Raw genomic sequence first — 15,575 nt, forward strand, 5'->3', positions numbered from 1 at the left:
AGAAAGTGCTTTCGTTTCTCCCGCAACAGGTGGAGGCCCAAATGCGCGCCGATGAAATCATGACGACAAACGTAGCCACGATCAGTACGGCAAGCAGTGTACGCCACGCGATCGAAACCATGGTGACGAAAGGGCTGAGCGGTCTCCCTGTCATCGACGACGATGGTGCGGTCGCTGGCATGCTGACGGAAGGCGACCTTTTGCGCCGCGTCGAGCTCGGGAAGGGCCGGGGCACTGGCGCGGCCGAAAGCGCCCTCGTCGATCTCGACCGCTACATCCGCAGCAATAGCTGGCGCATCGCCGATCTGATGTCGACCGAGGTTTTCACCGTCGGGCGCGACGCTCCGATCGGCGCCGTTGCCGAGCTCATGTTCAACCACAAGATCAAGCGCGTGCCGGTCGTGGAAAATGGCGCGCTGGTCGGCATCATCAGTCGCGTCGACCTTTTGCGCGCGATCGTCGACGTTCCCGGTGACGGCGCGGTCAGGGGAGACGAACCGCTTGCCGTCGCGATCCGTGCGCGCCTTCGCTCCGACCTCGGCCTGGATCTGCGGAACATCACGGTCACCGTGGAAGCTTGCCATGCCGTGCTTGAAGGCAAGTTGAAGAGCGAGTTGGAGCGTCGCGCGATCAAGGTGCTGATGGAGAATATCAACGGCGTCGAAAGTTATGTCGACAGGCTGGTCGTGGAAAAGGAGATTTAGCGGCCCACGTTCTTGATCCCCTATTGTTCGAGCTCATGATCCTCGCTGCCACGATCGTTGTGCTCCTCAAGGGCCAACGGGAGCGAGGAATCCCGAAACCCAGCAACGATAAGTTGACGGATGGGAAGAAGCTGGTGCATCCTGCCGGCCGTCAAGACATGCCTGTATCGTATTCCGGGTCGCTCGACCCGCAGACAGATCAAGTGCGTGCACTACGCGTAGGTCGCGTCCGACATAGCGCGACGCTCCAAGTTTCGACTCGACTCATAGCATTCATTCACAAGACATCAGCCGCAGCATTCGGGGAATCTGGTCGGAGGACACTGTGAAGAGAAGCACGAAATTCCGCGTGGCCGCCTTCGCAGCCGTGCTCGCCGCAACAGTTGCTCTGCCGGCTGAGGGCGCCGACCTGGTGATCGCCATGCCCAATTGGCCGTCCGGACAGGCAACGGCCAATATCCTGAAATTGAGCATCGCCAAGAAGTTCGGTCTGGAGGCCGACGTGCGCGAACTCGGGACGATCAGCGCCTTTGTCGGACTCGACAAGGGCGAGGTCGACATCCAGCCCGAAGTGTGGCGGCCGAATTTCGAGGATCTCATCAAGAAATACGTGACCGACAAGGGCGCGGTCGTCCTGAGCGGGCGCGCCGTTCCGGCGTGGCAGGGCCTTTGCGCCACGCCTGAGGCAGCCGCTGCCGGCCTCAAGACGATCGCCGACCTCAGCGATCCGGCGAAGACCGCAGTGCTCGACACGGACGGGGATGGACGCGGCGAGGTGTGGATCGGCGCGCCGACCTGGCTTTCGACGGGGATCGAACGGGTGCGGGCGAACAGCTACGGCTATGCCGCGAACCTGACGCTCGTCGAGGCCGAGGAGGAGGTGGCGATGGCGGCGGTCGATGCGGCGGTCGCGACCGCCCGGCCGATGGTGTTCTATTGCTATGCGCCGCACCACGTCTTCGAGTTGCACAAGCTCACGCGTATCGAGGAGCCGGCGCATGACCCGGCGAAATGGAAGATCGTGCCGGCGGACGATCCCCTGTGGGTCACCAAGTCGAGCGCGCCAACCGCCTGGGATACGGCGCATTTCCACATCGCCTATGCGGCCGCCTTCGGCAAGAAGCATCCCGATATCGCGAAGTTCCTGGAGGAGGTGGATTTCTCGCCGGAAGAGGTGACGGCGATGAGCTACGCGCTGGAGGTGGAGCGCCAGACGCCCCCCGACTACGCCAAGAAATGGGTCGACGGCAACGCAGCACGCATAGACGGGTGGGCAAAGCAATGACGATGATCCGGGACAGCCTTGAGACAGAGGTAAAACGTGGCGGGACGCGGAAAATCGGCTTGATCGTGCTTGCCGCCGGCCTGTGCCTCGGGCCGCTGGCGGCGCTCGCGGCGACGCAGATCTACGACGCCCGCACGAAGAAATGGGTTGACTATGACAAGCGCAAGGCGCGGCAGTATTTCGCGCGCAACAAGCAGGTGCCGGAGGCCTTTCGCCGCCAGGTCGTGACATTCCGCACCGCCGAGCCGCCTGGCACGATCATCATCGACGGCAACCAGCATTTTCTCTATCTCGTCCAGCCCGGCGGCCAGGCGATCCGCTATGGCATCGGCGTCGGTCGCGAGGGCTTCGGCTGGGCGGGCATCGTTCGCGTCGGCCGCACGGCCGAGTGGCCGACCTGGACGCCGCCGGCCGAGATGGTGGCGCGCGACCCGAACGCGGCAAAATGGGCGGCCGGCATGCCGGGCGGGCCGGACAATCCGCTCGGGGCGAGGGCGCTCTATCTCTACGAAGGCGAGAACGACACGATCTACCGTATCCATGGCACGGTGGAGCCCTGGACGATCGGTCTCGACGTTTCCTCCGGCTGCATCCGGATGAACAATGACGACATCGTCGATCTGCATTCCCGCGTGGAAATTGGCGCCAAGGTCATCGTGCTGATGCAGGGGGCGGCGCTCTACAAGGGCGTCTGAACAGGGCGTGTGAGCAAGGGCGTGTGAACAGCGAAGGCGACATCTGGAGGTGAGGATTTGTCGACGACCAAGTTGAATGCATATTCGATCGCGCGCTGCGCATTTGTTGTCGCCGGCGTCTCGCTTCTCGGCGGATGCCAGTCATCGACGCCTGAACCGCAGAACATGGCCCGCACAAGCCTGCAGACCGCGCCCGCCGACCTGCAGCTCATCTGCGCCAATGCCGTCGTTGCGCAAGCCAGCGGCGCCAGGGTTCTGCCGATGAGTTCGCGCCAGCTCGATGCAACAACCTACGCCGTCGATGTCGATGCCGGCGGGCGCAAGTTCAACTGCGTCGTCGACAGCAGCGGCAGCGTCAAATCCGTCCAGCCGGCCTGAGACTAATCCCGAGAAAGGCGTAACGGGTTTCCGCCCGCGGCCGCGCCATCAGGTTCCGCTTTTCATTTCCGCCAGCGCCCTGTGGAGTGGCGCATCGGAAATCTGGATGGCTCCGCTGAAGGGGATGTCCATGTCGAGGACGAGATAGACGGAAGCGGCGATCAACAGAGCCGACACGAGGAACATCGTGGCGACGACCGTGTTCATCGGCGCCCGATAACCGAAGCTCGCGAAAATCAGCGTCAGCCAAGCGCCCAGCATCGCGATGAGCGGCATGGGAATCGCGCCCTCGGATTGTTCGACAATCGCCCAGCGTTGTTCGACGATGCGATTGTATTGTTGATGCGCGCTCGCAACTATGGACTCGTGAAAGCCGTCGGCGGGCGTGATGGCGGCGAGGCTTTCCCCCAGCATATCCAGGCGAATTTGAGCCGTGTTCCTTTCGCTGCGGAGAGTGTCGTCCGCGCGTGCCGGATTTGCGATCGCCTCTTCTACGTAGGCAACGAGGTGCTGGCGGGCGTCGTTTGCGCCGAGGCCGTAAGTTCTTAGCGTCCGATCAAGCAGGATGAGGTTGGTCGCATAGGAATGAACGTTGCTGTCGATGTTTTCGAAGGTGTTTTTCGCGGAATTGATCATGAGACCGAAGACCAGCGAGGTCATGACCACGAAAATATTCGCAACGAGGCGCACGACGGTGTTTGTGTCGTCGTCCCGGTGCCGCAGCGGAAGTTTCGGGTGGAAGCGCATGGTGGCAAACGACGCAATGCACAAACATGCGAAGACGGTGGACGAAATAATCAACCCGGTCATGTTTGTACCTTTGCGGGGCGCTGCTGGCCAAGACACTGGTTCTTCTAGAATCCGGAGGGACCAGCGCAAAAATATCTTCGGCGGGCAGTTTCGGCAAGAAAGCAGCATGCCGTCTGGTATTCTGGTTATTGATTGAAGCGGTCGGCTTTGTTTGCGTTTTCGCAATTTGAGTATTGTGCGCCGCAGAATAGTATTGTGCGACGCAAATCTTACTTTCCTAAACTAAGGTATTCCGAAATATTATTCTGCAGTTCTCTTCCTATTGAGACCAATTCGTGCTCTGATGTGTTGGTTGGCAGGAGGAAGCGTAATGACGACAATTCTGCAGCACTTCGCGCTCTTCGATTTTCTCATCCTGGCTGCGATCTGCGCCCTGTTGATCTGCAGCTACTGGGATGAGGGAGAGGCCTGAGCGGCGCAGCCAGACTGATAAGCCTCGCCGGGTGCAGTCCGGCCGTTGCTACTATTGCTTTGCTGATATTGGTTTTGCGGCCGACACATGCAGCCAGCGGGTCGGCTCTCCGTCGTAACCACCCCCATCCGCTTCCAGGATATCCACGTTCGCCCAACCGTTCCTGTTGAACAGCGGCATCAGCCAGTCCCGCGAAGGATAGTTGAAATAGCGCCCGAAGCGATCGTGGCCTTCGCCGTTTCCAGCCTTGAAACTGGCATGAAGAATCCCGCCGCCTCTCAGTGCGCGCAGGATGCGGGCAAGCACGCCGGCAAGCTCGGCACGCGGCACATGCAGGAGACATGCTTCCGCCCAGACCGCGTCGAAAACGTCGCGCCATGCGATCTCATCAAACCGGACGACCTCGACCTGCCGCCCGAGAAGACGCTCGGCCTCGGCCGCAAGCTCCGGTGAGCCGTCGGTCGGTGTCACATCGAACCCCCTGGCAAGCATATAGGCGCTGTCCTGTCCGCCGCCGCAGCCGAGTTCGAGAATCCTGGCACCGGGCGTGAGCCTTGCGAGGAAGCGTTCAAGGCGCGCCGTCGGCGCCTTGCGCTCCCGATTTGCATAGGCTGCCGCATTGTCGCGGTAGAAGGCATTCGTCTCGTCGCGGAGCGGCGGCATCTCGTTTCCCTTGTCGTCATGGGCATGTGATAAGACGGGCAGTGATGCAGGACAAGCGGCTCACGGAAAGCCGCCGCCTTGAGCCGATGCGCGATCTCTCGAAAGAGCTTAGCGCGCACTCAACAGTGCATTGAACGTCTTGAGATCGACGTTTCCGCCGCTGAGGAGAATGCCTGCTCTCGCGCCCGGACAGGGCAGCACACCCTGCAATATGGCAGCCGCGGCCAGGCAGCCGGTCGGCTCCACGATGATCTTCATGCGTTCGGCAAAGAACCGCATGGTCTCGACCAGTTGCGGATCGGTAACGGTTACGATCTCGTCGACCGTGCGTTTCAGGATGGCGAAGTTGCGCTCGCCGATGTGGGTGACGATCGCGCCGTCGGCGATGGATTTTGGCGCCGGGATACGCACGATCTCGCCCTTCTTGAGCGACTGCTGGCCGTCGTTGCCCGCCTCCGGCTCGACGCCGATGATCCTGCAGGCGGGTGAGAGCGCGCGGGCGCTGAGCGCGCTGCCGGCGAGCAGACCGCCTCCGCCGAGCGGTACGACGAGCAGGTCGAGTTCCCCGACCTCCTCGATCAGTTCCAGTGCGGCGGTACCCTGTCCCGCAATCACATCCGGATGATCAAAGGGCGGGACCAAGGTTGCGCCACGCTCGGCGGCGAGGCGCCTGCTGATTTCCTCACGATCCTCGGTGTACCGGTCATAGAAATGGATCTCGGCTCCATAGGCCTTCGTCGCGGCGATCTTTATCTCCGGCGCGTCCGTCGGCATCACGATCGTTGCCGGAACGCCTTGCAGCTTCGCCGCATAGGCCAGCGCCTGGGCGTGGTTGCCGGAGGAGAAGGCCACGACGCCGTTTCGTCGGGGAGATTCGTCGAGCGCAGCAACGGCGTTGTATGCGCCGCGAAACTTGAAGGCGCCGGCGCGTTGCAGGTTCTCCGCCTTGAAGAAGAGAGACGCCGCAGCCATTCCGTCGGCTGTCCGCGATGTCAAAACGGGGGTGCGGTGCGCGGCGCCGGAAATGCGCTGCCGCGCCATTTGAACATCCTCGAATGTCGGAATCCTGAGCGAAGCGGACGCTGATGACGTGTCGTTCACGAAAACCTCCAGACGCGGTTCCCACGGATAGAAGGAGCATAGCGCGCGATATCCGCACGCGCTACACGAGGCGCCAATGTCTCACGTTACGTCACGCAAGTAACCACGCGGCAGTAACCTGTTTTGTAAGCCTTGGGCCACGAAAAACGAACTGATTTAGGTCAATAACGTTGACATAAAATAGCGGACGTGATCCTGTCGCCGGACAATCGACAAAGAAACGCGGGACGCCGGAAGTCCGCTTCTTCCGTAGTCCCGTTGCAAAGATCTCGAGGAACCCGCCCATGCTGAATTGGGACCATATCTTCGCGACGCGTTCGAGCCGGATGCGCGCCTCCGAAATCCGTGAGCTTCTGAAGTTGCTCGATCGTCCCGATATCATTTCCTTCGCTGGCGGCATTCCCGATCCCGAACTCTTCCCCGACGCTGAATTCAAGGCGGCCTATGCCGAGATCTTCGGCGGCCCGGCGGTCAGCGCAGCACTGCAGTATTCGGTAAGCGAGGGTTACCGGCCGCTGCGCGAGTGGCTGGCCAAGCAGATGGCGGCGCTTGGCATCCCGGCGACGGTCGACAACATCTTCATCACCTCCGGCTCGCAGCAGGCGCTCGACTATCTCGGCAAGCTGTTCCTGTCGCCGAAGGATACCGCGCTCGTCACGTGGCCGACCTATCTCGGCGCACTGCAGGCCTTCAATGCCTATGAGCCGGCCTACGACCAGTTGAACCCCGGCGGCAACCGCACGCCCGAAGCCTACCGCCAGCAGGCAGCTGAGGCCGGTGGCCGGGTGAAGTTCGCCTATCTCTCCGCCGATTTCGCCAACCCGACCGGCGAGACGGTTGACCGTGCCGGCCGCGAGCGCGTCCTTGACCTTGCGGAAGAGCTCGACGTCGCCGTCATCGAAGATGCGGCCTATCAGTCGCTGCGCTATGACGGTGAGGCGATCCCGCCGATCCTGGCGCTGGAAATCGCCCGCAAGGGCGACATCAACAGCGCCCGCACGATCTATTGCGGCAGCTTCTCCAAGACGCTGGCACCGGGACTTCGCGTCGGCTGGGTCTGCGCCTCCGAAGCTGTTATCCGCAAGCTGGTGCTGATGAAGCAGGCGGCCGACCTGCATTCCTCGACGATCAACCAGATGGCGATCTGCACCGTGGCCGAGCGCGGCTTCGACGAGCAGGTGGCGAAGATCCACAAGGTCTACAAGCACCGCCGCAGCGCCATGCTGGCCGCACTCGAAAGATACATGCCGGCAGATGTGACCTGGACCAAGCCGGAAGGCGGCATGTTCGTCTGGGTGACGCTGCCGAAGGGCACGGATGGGGCCGCGCTTCTGGCCAAATCGATCCAGACGGCGAAGGTTGCCTTCGTCCCCGGCCGCGCCTTCTTCGCCGACGGGTCCGGCGAAAACACGCTGCGCCTGAGCTTCTCCTGCGCCAACGACAAGATGATCGAAGAGGGCATCCGCCGGCTAGGAGACTTGATCCGCGGTGAGGTCGCTGAGGCGGCCTAAGCCGGACAGACGAGGCGAGCATTCCAAGGGCCTGGCGGAAACGCCGGGCCTTCTGTTTATCGGCAGACTTTCTCCGCGTTCGTCCTGGCGGCCCGCGGTCTCTTTCGCTGTTGCCAGCAGTGGCGATTGACGGCAAACTTGCGAGACAGCCCAGCCTCTCGCATGACGAGCAGAGCCGGCTGTCATCGTTTCCGATTCATGTGCGTTGTGCAGTAACCGAAAGGGGAGGACTGCCATGACCGATCGAAGCGAACTCGAAAACATCATGCACGCGATCTACCAGGCGCGGGACGACAATGACCTCGACGCCTTGATGGCCTATGTACACCCGGCCTGCAGCTTCCGTATCGCGGGAAGTGATCGGCTCGGTCCGATGTGCCGGAAGATCGAAGGTGGCGAGGCCGTGCGTCTCAACTTCAAGGAATTGATGGAGGTCTGGGATCTTTCCAAGGTGGCAACGCTCGCTCTTCACATCGATGGCGAAACGGTTTGCGCCCATCGCGCCGGCGAGGTCCGGTTCGTCCCGAGCGATGCCCGCTTCGAAACCGAGTTTATCGACAAGGTCACCTTCAGCGACGGGCTGATGGTGGAGATCATGGAGTTTGTCGACACGCTGCAACTGATGGAGGTGGCGACCCCGATGGACACGTCAGTGCAGCTTGCGGGCATTGTCATGACGACCCAGACGGGCGTGTAGCACGGCCACGGCGGTCTCGTCGCCACCGAATCGCCTGCGTGGCGATCTGATACGCGGGGCTGCAGAACAAGTGTCTTCTGAATCTCTGGAAGAGCCGGCGACCGCGGGCGCGGCAATGGCTGATGGCGTTCTATTTCTCTTCGTCAGCGGCAATAATCCGGGCACCGCTGAGACACGGCCTGCATATGTGCGCCGGAACCGGGCAGGGTGTGCCGGATCGCTGAGTTTCTTACGTTTTCGACGTGCCCACCCTTCGTTTTTGAGGGGGCGTGTTAATTGGATCGATCAATCAGTGATTGTGGTCTGGCGGTGTGTTGCTTAGGCCTCATGCACAGCAGTTTCGAGCGGCGTGAACGCCGCCAGCGAGCGGGCAGCCGCATAAACTTCAGAAAAAATTGAAAAAAGCCCCATATTACCGCCTCATTTTCGGTCAGGATCACCCTCGCGAAGGCGTGCTGCATTGCGGCGTAGAATGTTGCGCCGCGTCAAATCACGCTTTGCCTCCAGATCTGTTCGTGCCATGGAATGACTGGGGCGTCTGAGAGAAATGCAACCAACGGTATGAGTATGCAAGCGGCCCCAGGAAGCTTTCGCCCGGACATCGAAGGACTGCGCGCCTTGGCGGTTTCCGGTGTCGTTGCCTTTCATTTCGGCATGACCGGTCTGCCCGGCGGCTTCATCGGCGTCGATATCTTCTTCGTCATCTCCGGGTATCTGATCACCAGGCATCTGCAGCAGGAGATCGCCAGGAGCGGCACGGTCAATCTCTGGCGCTTTTATGCTCGGCGCGCTCGCCGTTTGCTCCCGGCCTCACTGTTCGTCATCCTGGTGACGCTGCTTTTCGGCTACTTCATTCTCTCGCCGTCGGAGCAGCAGTTTTATTCGAAGGGATCGCTGTTTGCCTCGTCCTACATGATCAATCTGTGGCTCATCCGCTGGACCGTGGATTATTTTGCATCGGACGCGTCGAACAACCCCTTTATTCATTACTGGTCTCTCTCGGTCGAGGAGCAGTTCTATCTCGTCTGGCCTGCGCTCCTCCTGGTCCTTGCGCGGTTTCTTCCGGGCAAGCGCAACCCGTTCCTTCTGCTTGCTGCCGTGGCCGTGGTTTCCCTTGCGCTTTGCTGGCGGATGACCGCGATTTCCCAGCCCTGGGCGTTCTATTTCTCGCCGCTGAGAGCCTGGGAGTTCGCCGCCGGTGGCCTTGCTTCGATGGCGGTCTCGCAGGAGTGGGCAAGACGGTTCCGCTTTTCGCCCGCCCTCGGCTGGCTTGGGCTCGCCCTGATCGCGGTGGCCTATCTGACCGTCACGGAGGATATCCCCTTTCCGGGCTCGATTGCCCTGGTGCCGGTGTTGGGCACGGTGATGGTGCTTCTCAGCGGCGCGCATGAAAGCCGCATCGGGCCAAGGTCCGTTCTCGCCTTCCAGCCATTCCAGGAGATCGGGAAACTCTCCTATTCCCTCTATCTCTGGCACTGGCCGGTGATCGTCTATGCGGGGATCCTCGAGCCGGACCTGACGATCGCCGATCGGCTCCTGTGTCTGGCGCTCACACTCGTCCTCTCGCTTCTCAGTTATCATTTCATCGAAAATCCAGTGCGCCACAGCGGCTGGCTGGCGGCCAAGACCAGCCGGTCGCTGGGGCTCGCGGCGATGCTGACAGCGACGGGCGCGACGGTCGCCTACGGCAGTGCAGCCCTGGCAAACTACAACCTCGATTCTGAGCAGCGGCAGGTCCTCACAAGCGCCGAGCGGAAGTCGGCGGCGCGGGAATTCGATTCGGCCTGCGTGCTCGAAAGGGACCAGATCGCGCCAAAGGCCTGTGAATTCGGCGCCAAGAACCCGAAAAAGACCATCGTTCTCTTCGGCGATTCCCATGCCGATCACTGGTCGACGCCGCTCAAGCGAATTGCCGAGAACAACGGCTGGCGGCTTGTCACCTATCTGAAGTCGTCATGCCCGGCGGCAAGTGTGACGACCTGGAACACGGTGTTGGCGCGTAGCTACAGCGAGTGCGACGAGTGGAGGAAGCTGGTGTTCGGCCAGATTGCCTCGCTGAGGCCGGATGTCGTCATCCTTTCGGAATACTCCTCGAGCTACGTCCGAAACGACATCAATTACATATCGAGCTATCAGATCGACGTCAGCGACTGGGCGAAGGGCATCAAGCGCACGGTGGAGACGTTGAAAGAGACCGGCAGCGACGTCGTCGTGCTCCGGGACGGCCCGCTGCACAAATCCTACCTCGACAAGTGTGTCGCGCGTGCCCTGTGGCAGGACGACAGCCCGAGCGTTTGCGACACACCGCGCAACGAGGCCGTGGAGGAAACGATCCCGGCGGCGGAACGGAAGGTCGTGTCGGAAGTGGGCCATGCCTCCTATGTCGATGTGGTCGATCTTTTCTGCAACAAAACCACTTGCCCCGCGGTCATCGACGGCAAACTGACCTTCCGCGATCGCCATCACATCGCCACGCCCTATGCAGAATCGCTCGCGGCTCCCCTGCAACGGGCGATTTTCGGAGAGACGATCGTCGGCGCGGTCCGGAACAAGTAGCTTGCGCGCGAGTGCGGGAGCCGCATTGTCGGGCGGCACGCTGCCATCTTGCCAACGCCGTTAAAATCCCGCCTTGGCGCCTTCTTCCTCGCTGATCCGGCCGTCGACGAGATGGATGCGCCGATGCATGCGGGCGGCCATTTCGAGGTCGTGGGTGACGGCGACGACCGTCTTGCCGCGCTCGTTGACGAGTGCCTCCAGGATCGCGAAGACCTGCTCCGAACTCTTGCTGTCGAGGCTGCCCGTCGGCTCGTCGGCGAGGATGAGCGGCGGATCGTTGGCGAGCGCTCTGGCGACCGCCACCCGCTGGCGCTGGCCGCCGGAAAGCTGGTCGGGCCGCTTGTCGAGGTGACCTTCGAGCCCGAGCGATGTGAGCAGTGCCGTCGCCCGCTCGCGCATCTCGCCGCGGGTGAGGCGGGCGAGCTTGCGCATCGGGATCTCGACGTTTTGGCGGGCGGTGAACTCCGGCAGCAGGAAATGGAACTGGAACACGAAGCCGATATTGGCGAGGCGCGTCGTGGCACGCTCCTTCTCGCTCATCGGCTCGGCATCGCGGCCGCGGATCTTGAGTGTTCCCGCGCTCGGCCGGTCGAGCAGGCCCAGGAGATAGAGCAGCGACGATTTTCCCGATCCTGACGGGCCGGTCACGGCGACGAATTCGCGCTCGCCGATGCTGAGGGTGACATCCCTCACCAGCGTGACCGGCACCGTCTCGTGGAGAATGCGTGTGAGATCGGTCGTCTCGATCAGGCTCGTCATGTCGCACCCCTGATGATGTCGACCGGATTGAGCTGCGCCGCGCGCCGGGCCGGCAGGTAGCCGGCGACCGCCGCAGAGCCGACCGCGGAGGCCGTCGCAATCAGGTAGTGGAGCATGCTCCAGGCGATCGGCAGCCGCGTCATTTCCTGGCCGGTCGCAGCGATTTCGAAGTGCACGAGCGAAAGCGCGTAGGTGATCGAAAATCCGAGTGCCCAGCCGAGGAGCGAACCGGCGCCGCCGATTGCCAGCCCCTCGAGCACAAAGAGGCGCCGCATGTCGGCTTCTGAGAAGCCGAGCGATTTCATGATGGCGATGTCGCGTGCCTTCTCGTGGGTGATGGTCGAGATGATGTTGAAGATGCCGAAGCCGGCGACAAGCATGATGGCGGCCACGACCGTGTACATGATGATGTTGCGCACCACGAGCGCCTCCAGGATGGATTCGTTCGCCTCCTGCCAGGCAACCGCCTTGTAGCCGAGCTCCGCCTCGACGCGTCGTGCAATCGTGGGGGCGGCATTTGGATCGTCGAGCTTGATGCTGATCCGGTTGATCGCGTTCAGCCGGTTGGACAGGATTTGCGCATTCTTCTGCAGCACATAGGCCTCGCCCTCATCACGCGCCGTGGTTCCGGTGTGAAACAGCCCGACGATCTTGAAGTTGCGGGTGAGCCCCTCGGACGAGACCGCGGTGATCGTATCGCCAAGCCCGGCGCCCAGCCTCGACGCCATCGTATCGCCGATCACGACATTGTTGCCGCCGGCGGTGAGCGCGGCGAAGCTTCCCTCACGGAAATCCTCGACGATCGGCGAGACGCTCGCTTCCCTCTCCGGATCGATGCCGATCACCACGGCGCCGACCTCGCGGCCGGAATAGCGGATGACGCCCTCGGCATGGAGCGTTGCGGCGAACCGACCCGGGATCCATTCCTCGAGCCACGATTGCGCTGCCGTCGGGTTGATGATGCCGCGGCGGTCGTCGCGCGGCCGCAAGCCCGATATGGCGGCGACCTCGAAGACGTCCTCCGCCGGTTGCCGGCGCGCCGAACGCTGCTCGTCGCTCACCTCGACATGCGGCATGGTATCGACGAGTTGGCGGACGAAATCGTCCTGGCCGCCCTGCATCAGCGCCGCCATCGCAATGGAGAAGCCGACGCCGACCGCCACGCCGATTATCGCGACGACGGTCTGGCGGCCGCGACCGGCGATGTGCGTCCACGCAATATCGAGGATTAACTGCATGATGGCCTCAGTTGCTGCCGCCTCCCGCAATGGTCACGCGCGTGCCTTCGGCAAGGTCAGCGGGGAAGGGGGCGATGACCTGTGTTGTCTCCTCAAGTCCTGAAAGAACCTCGACGCCGCCCGTGCCGCGTATGCCGATCTCGATCTCGCGCAAGCGCACGTCGCCGCCCTCGACCACGGCGACCCGGTTGCCGCTGACCGCGCCCGAGGGAAGGATCAATGCGTTCGGCGACTGGCGCACGATCACGTTGACATCGGTGGACATGCCGATCCTGAGCGGCGTGTCGTCGGGCAGGCGGAAACGGACGCGGTAGGTCTTCGTAACGGGATCGCCCTTCGGCGTGATGCTGTCGACGACCGCCTCCAGTTCACGGCCGGCAAACGCGTCAGACCGCAACAGCGCCCGCTGGCCTACCTCGACGCGTGGGATGTCCTCCTCGTTCACCTCGGCCGTGACGATCAGGGGCTTCGGTTCGCCGACCCAGAAGAGCACGGTGCCGAGTTCCGCGACCTCGCCGATCTCGCCGTCCTGGCGCAGTACCTGCCCGGCGCTCGGCGCGCGCAGCACGTAGCTCGCGAGCCGTGCCTGCTGGGCTGCCACCAATGCCTCCAACTGCGCCACTTCGGTGCGGGCCCTGTCAACCTCCTGCACGCTGATCGTGTTGCGCGCCGAAAGCGCGAGCTTGCGGCGATATTCCTCCTGCGCCAGCGACAGGCGCGCCTGGAGTTCGCCGCGCGTGGCGCGCGCCTCGGTGTCGTCGAGGCGGGCGAGCACGTGGTCCTTTTCCACGCGCTCGCCCTCGCAATTGCATTGCTCGACGATCCGCTCGCGCACGGTGGGCGTGACCTTGGCCCAGATGCGCGGCTCCACGACGCCGCTCGCATAGACGATTTCAGCCGCATCGCCACGCTTCGGCGTCACCACGGTCACGGGCGCCGGACGAGAGACGTACCAGTAAGCCGCCGCACCTGCCACCGCGGCCATTGCAATACCGATCGCATAACGCTTCAACCGCACGAAATCTCTCCACGAAACCCGATTGCCTGCCCCAGACCGCCTCGATTGAACGCGTAAAGGGCGCAGCGGCTTTGATCTGGAGCATTCCACCTCAAAAAGCAGGAGGCACCCTAGTAATAGACCGACCGTCGGTCTATTATCAAGTCATACTTCCACTGCAGGGTTTCCAGGACGACGCATGACCCGAATTGTAAAATCGCCGGATATTCGAACGAACGAGCTTATCGATTGCGCGCAGCGTCTCTTCTTCGAACATGGATACGAGAATACCACGGTCAACGACGTCATCCGGGAGGCGGGCCTGTCCAAAGGTGCCTTCTACCATTACTTCGCATCCAAGGAGGCGCTGCTGGAGGCGCTTGCGGCGCGGATGGCCCGCCAGAGCCTGGACGAGATGCGGCCGCTTCTCGAGGATCCGTCGCTCGACGGCGTCGGCCGCCTGAACGCGCTTTTTGCCAACTCGCGGCGCATGAAGGTGGACATGGCTCCGCAATTGAAGAACACGTACAATGCGCTTTTCAAACCTGAAAACACCGTGCTTTATCATCGCATCGACGAGGCGCTGACCGAGGTCACCCTGCCGTTCATGACGGAAATCCTGAGGCGGGGCCAGGAGGAGGGAAGCCTCGATGCACCCGATCCCGAGGCAATGGCACTCATGCTGCTCAATCTGAGGCTCGGTGTCGCGAAGGTCATGTATCGCGCCCTGCAGCAGGCGGAAGCCGGCGACGTCGAGAGCGCCGCGGCCATGCTCGATAGCTGGATGCAGAGCTATGGTCTGGCTGTGGAGCGGGTTCTGAAACTCCCGGAAGGATCGATCCAGGTTACGGAACCGGGCTTTGCCCGTGCGTTTCTTGCGGCTTAGTCCCGTATATCAACCCTCGCTCAAAACCCTCGGCATTGGCGAGCCGGTCCATTCGAAGGTGATCGTGCGGCCCTGGCGGATGTTCTGGATGACCGAGGGGCGGAACACGGCAAGGCATTCGCCTTCTGGATGGCGGGCCGAGGGGTAGATCACGCCATTGCCGCCCTTGGCGAGGATGGTGCCGGCGAGTGCCTGGCCGGCCGGATAGGCGATCACCGGATCCAGATCGAGATAGGCCGCGCCCCTCTCGCCGCGCACGTCATGGAAGCGGCAGAGGAAGCCGGCGATCAGTTCGCGATAGTGGCCGATGTCGTGGAAATTGCCGGCGTCGCGCAGCGCCCGCGTGCGGTGGAAGACGATTTCCGCCTGGCAGGTCTCGCTCGCCAGCGTCCCGAAAGCGCAGTACCAGGCGCCGCGCTCCTCGCCATTGAAGCGGTTGCCCGGCGGGCGGGCATGGCAGAAGGCGGCGTTGATCAGCGACCAGCCATAGCCGAAGGATTCATTCAAGAGTTCGGCCGGGCTGACGCCGGACGGCAGCGCAATCGGGCTCAGCCGCGCCGAGGTCTGCGCCTCCAGCCGGTTGAGGATCTCCAGCTCGTCGTCGTTGTCACAGAGGGGTTTTACCGCCGGCTCTGTGATGTAGGCCGTCGAGATCAGCCGGACGGTGGCGGGATCGGTGAAGTCGATCTCGGGGATCATAAACCACCGCGCAGGCCGTCGAGGTAGCGGCGGACGCGGAGCATCGCGGGGATGCCGCCCTCGATCATCGTGGCGACCGGGGTCTTGCCATTGAAGACCGGGCCGGTATTGGCCGATTTCGGCCACTCATAGGTGAGGGGGCCGTTGAAGAAGAGGCGCAGTCCCTTGAAGATGCCGACGATCA

15 protein-coding genes and 1 pseudogene are annotated in these 15,575 nt (G+C 62.5%); 8 read left to right on the forward strand and 8 right to left on the reverse strand.

Going from position 1 to position 15,575, the window contains the following annotated elements; genetic code table 11:
- Nucleotides 1-41: 41 nt before the first annotated feature.
- The 4 genes from QN222_RS28995 (at nt 42) to QN222_RS29010 (ending at nt 3,062) form a co-directional block, all read left to right on the forward strand.
- Nucleotides 42-704, forward strand: coding sequence for a CBS domain-containing protein (locus QN222_RS28995; protein WP_283963675.1), 663 nt, complete (start codon nt 42-44; stop codon nt 702-704).
- A gap of 349 nt (nt 705-1,053) precedes the next feature.
- The gene (locus QN222_RS29000; RefSeq protein WP_283963697.1) at nt 1,054-1,989 is read left to right on the forward strand and encodes a glycine betaine ABC transporter substrate-binding protein; all 936 of its coding nucleotides are present in this window, start codon (nt 1,054-1,056) and stop codon (nt 1,987-1,989) included.
- Nucleotides 1,974-2,684: a L,D-transpeptidase gene (locus tag QN222_RS29005; protein WP_283963674.1), complete on the forward strand. Its 711-nt coding sequence runs from the start codon at nt 1,974-1,976 to the stop codon at nt 2,682-2,684. Before QN222_RS29000 ends, QN222_RS29005 begins: the two co-directional genes overlap by 16 nt.
- A gap of 87 nt (nt 2,685-2,771) precedes the next feature.
- Entirely contained in the window at nt 2,772-3,062 is a 291-nt protein-coding gene (locus QN222_RS29010) for a hypothetical protein (RefSeq protein ID WP_283963696.1), read from the forward strand.
- 48 nt (nt 3,063-3,110) lie between these two features.
- On the opposite strand, the gene QN222_RS29015 is transcribed toward QN222_RS29010, so the two are convergent.
- The 3 genes from QN222_RS29015 to QN222_RS29025 all read right to left on the reverse strand — a co-directional run bounded on the left by QN222_RS29015 (nt 3,111) and on the right by QN222_RS29025 (nt 6,048).
- Nucleotides 3,111-3,872, reverse strand: a complete 762-nt coding sequence (locus QN222_RS29015; protein WP_283963673.1) for a DUF4239 domain-containing protein — start codon at nt 3,870-3,872, stop codon at nt 3,111-3,113.
- Nucleotides 3,873-4,335: 463 nt separating this feature from the next.
- On the reverse strand, nt 4,336-4,947 hold the full coding sequence (locus tag QN222_RS29020) for a class I SAM-dependent methyltransferase (RefSeq protein WP_283963672.1): 612 nt from the start codon (nt 4,945-4,947) through the stop codon (nt 4,336-4,338).
- Nucleotides 4,948-5,055: 108 nt separating this feature from the next.
- Nucleotides 5,056-6,048: a threo-3-hydroxy-L-aspartate ammonia-lyase gene (locus tag QN222_RS29025; RefSeq protein WP_283963671.1), complete on the reverse strand. Its 993-nt coding sequence runs from the start codon at nt 6,046-6,048 to the stop codon at nt 5,056-5,058.
- Nucleotides 6,049-6,332: 284 nt separating this feature from the next.
- Here QN222_RS29025 and QN222_RS29030 point away from each other — a divergent pair, with 284 nt between their 5' ends.
- The 3 genes from QN222_RS29030 to QN222_RS29040 all read left to right on the forward strand — a co-directional run bounded on the left by QN222_RS29030 (nt 6,333) and on the right by QN222_RS29040 (nt 10,812).
- Entirely contained in the window at nt 6,333-7,559 is a 1,227-nt protein-coding gene (locus tag QN222_RS29030) for a PLP-dependent aminotransferase family protein (protein WP_180938278.1), read from the forward strand.
- A gap of 235 nt (nt 7,560-7,794) precedes the next feature.
- On the forward strand, nt 7,795-8,256 hold the full coding sequence (locus tag QN222_RS29035; protein WP_283963670.1) for a nuclear transport factor 2 family protein: 462 nt from the start codon (nt 7,795-7,797) through the stop codon (nt 8,254-8,256).
- A 561-nt stretch (nt 8,257-8,817) separates the two neighbouring features.
- Entirely contained in the window at nt 8,818-10,812 is a 1,995-nt protein-coding gene (locus QN222_RS29040; protein ID WP_283963669.1) for an acyltransferase family protein, read from the forward strand.
- Between the two features lie 60 nt (nt 10,813-10,872).
- Here QN222_RS29040 and QN222_RS29045 read toward each other — a convergent pair whose 3' ends face one another.
- Genes QN222_RS29045 through QN222_RS29055 form a run of 3 tightly spaced genes read right to left on the reverse strand, consistent with a single transcriptional unit; the run spans nt 10,873 to nt 13,794 of the window.
- Nucleotides 10,873-11,571: an ABC transporter ATP-binding protein gene (locus QN222_RS29045; protein WP_283963668.1), complete on the reverse strand. Its 699-nt coding sequence runs from the start codon at nt 11,569-11,571 to the stop codon at nt 10,873-10,875.
- Nucleotides 11,568-12,809, reverse strand: coding sequence for an ABC transporter permease (locus QN222_RS29050; RefSeq protein WP_283963667.1), 1,242 nt, complete (start codon nt 12,807-12,809; stop codon nt 11,568-11,570). The genes QN222_RS29045 and QN222_RS29050 overlap by 4 nt, the downstream gene beginning before the upstream one ends.
- Before the next feature lie 7 nt (nt 12,810-12,816).
- Complete coding sequence (locus tag QN222_RS29055; RefSeq protein ID WP_284005738.1) at nt 12,817-13,794, reverse strand: efflux RND transporter periplasmic adaptor subunit; 978 nt, start codon at nt 13,792-13,794, stop codon at nt 12,817-12,819.
- Nucleotides 13,795-14,005: 211 nt separating this feature from the next.
- Here QN222_RS29055 and QN222_RS29060 point away from each other — a divergent pair, with 211 nt between their 5' ends.
- A complete protein-coding gene (locus QN222_RS29060; RefSeq protein ID WP_283966022.1) occupies nt 14,006-14,692 on the forward strand; it encodes a TetR/AcrR family transcriptional regulator in 687 nt (228 codons plus the stop codon).
- A 9-nt stretch (nt 14,693-14,701) separates the two neighbouring features.
- Here the strand turns inward: QN222_RS29060 and QN222_RS29065 are convergent, their stop codons facing one another.
- Together QN222_RS29065 and QN222_RS29070 are read right to left on the reverse strand one after the other, a co-directional pair.
- Nucleotides 14,702-15,391, reverse strand: coding sequence for an RES family NAD+ phosphorylase (locus QN222_RS29065; protein ID WP_283966023.1), 690 nt, complete (start codon nt 15,389-15,391; stop codon nt 14,702-14,704).
- A pseudogene (locus tag QN222_RS29070) lies at nt 15,388-15,575 on the reverse strand (DUF2384 domain-containing protein); the annotation flags it as partial. The pseudogene QN222_RS29070 and the gene QN222_RS29065, both read right to left, overlap by 4 nt.

It is taken from the genome of Sinorhizobium sp. 6-70 (genome assembly GCF_030124375.1).
GTDB lineage: Bacteria > Pseudomonadota > Alphaproteobacteria > Rhizobiales > Rhizobiaceae > Sinorhizobium.

Excerpts from the sequence above, each read along its gene's own strand:
- QN222_RS28995 (WP_283963675.1), top strand. The coding sequence starts at position 42 with ATGCGCGCCGATGAAATCATGACGACAAACGTAGCCACGATCAGTACG.
- QN222_RS29015 (WP_283963673.1), bottom strand. The coding sequence starts at position 3,872 with ATGACCGGGTTGATTATTTCGTCCACCGTCTTCGCATGTTTGTGCATT.
- QN222_RS29020 (WP_283963672.1), bottom strand. The coding sequence starts at position 4,947 with ATGCCGCCGCTCCGCGACGAGACGAATGCCTTCTACCGCGACAATGCG.
- QN222_RS29030 (WP_180938278.1), top strand. The coding sequence starts at position 6,333 with ATGCTGAATTGGGACCATATCTTCGCGACGCGTTCGAGCCGGATGCGC.
- QN222_RS29035 (WP_283963670.1), top strand. The coding sequence starts at position 7,795 with ATGACCGATCGAAGCGAACTCGAAAACATCATGCACGCGATCTACCAG.
- QN222_RS29040 (WP_283963669.1), top strand. The coding sequence starts at position 8,818 with ATGAGTATGCAAGCGGCCCCAGGAAGCTTTCGCCCGGACATCGAAGGA.
- QN222_RS29045 (WP_283963668.1), bottom strand. The coding sequence starts at position 11,571 with ATGACGAGCCTGATCGAGACGACCGATCTCACACGCATTCTCCACGAG.
- QN222_RS29050 (WP_283963667.1), bottom strand. The coding sequence starts at position 12,809 with ATGCAGTTAATCCTCGATATTGCGTGGACGCACATCGCCGGTCGCGGC.
- QN222_RS29055 (WP_284005738.1), bottom strand. The coding sequence starts at position 13,794 with ATGGCCGCGGTGGCAGGTGCGGCGGCTTACTGGTACGTCTCTCGTCCG.
- QN222_RS29060 (WP_283966022.1), top strand. The coding sequence starts at position 14,006 with ATGACCCGAATTGTAAAATCGCCGGATATTCGAACGAACGAGCTTATC.
- QN222_RS29065 (WP_283966023.1), bottom strand. The coding sequence starts at position 15,391 with ATGATCCCCGAGATCGACTTCACCGATCCCGCCACCGTCCGGCTGATC.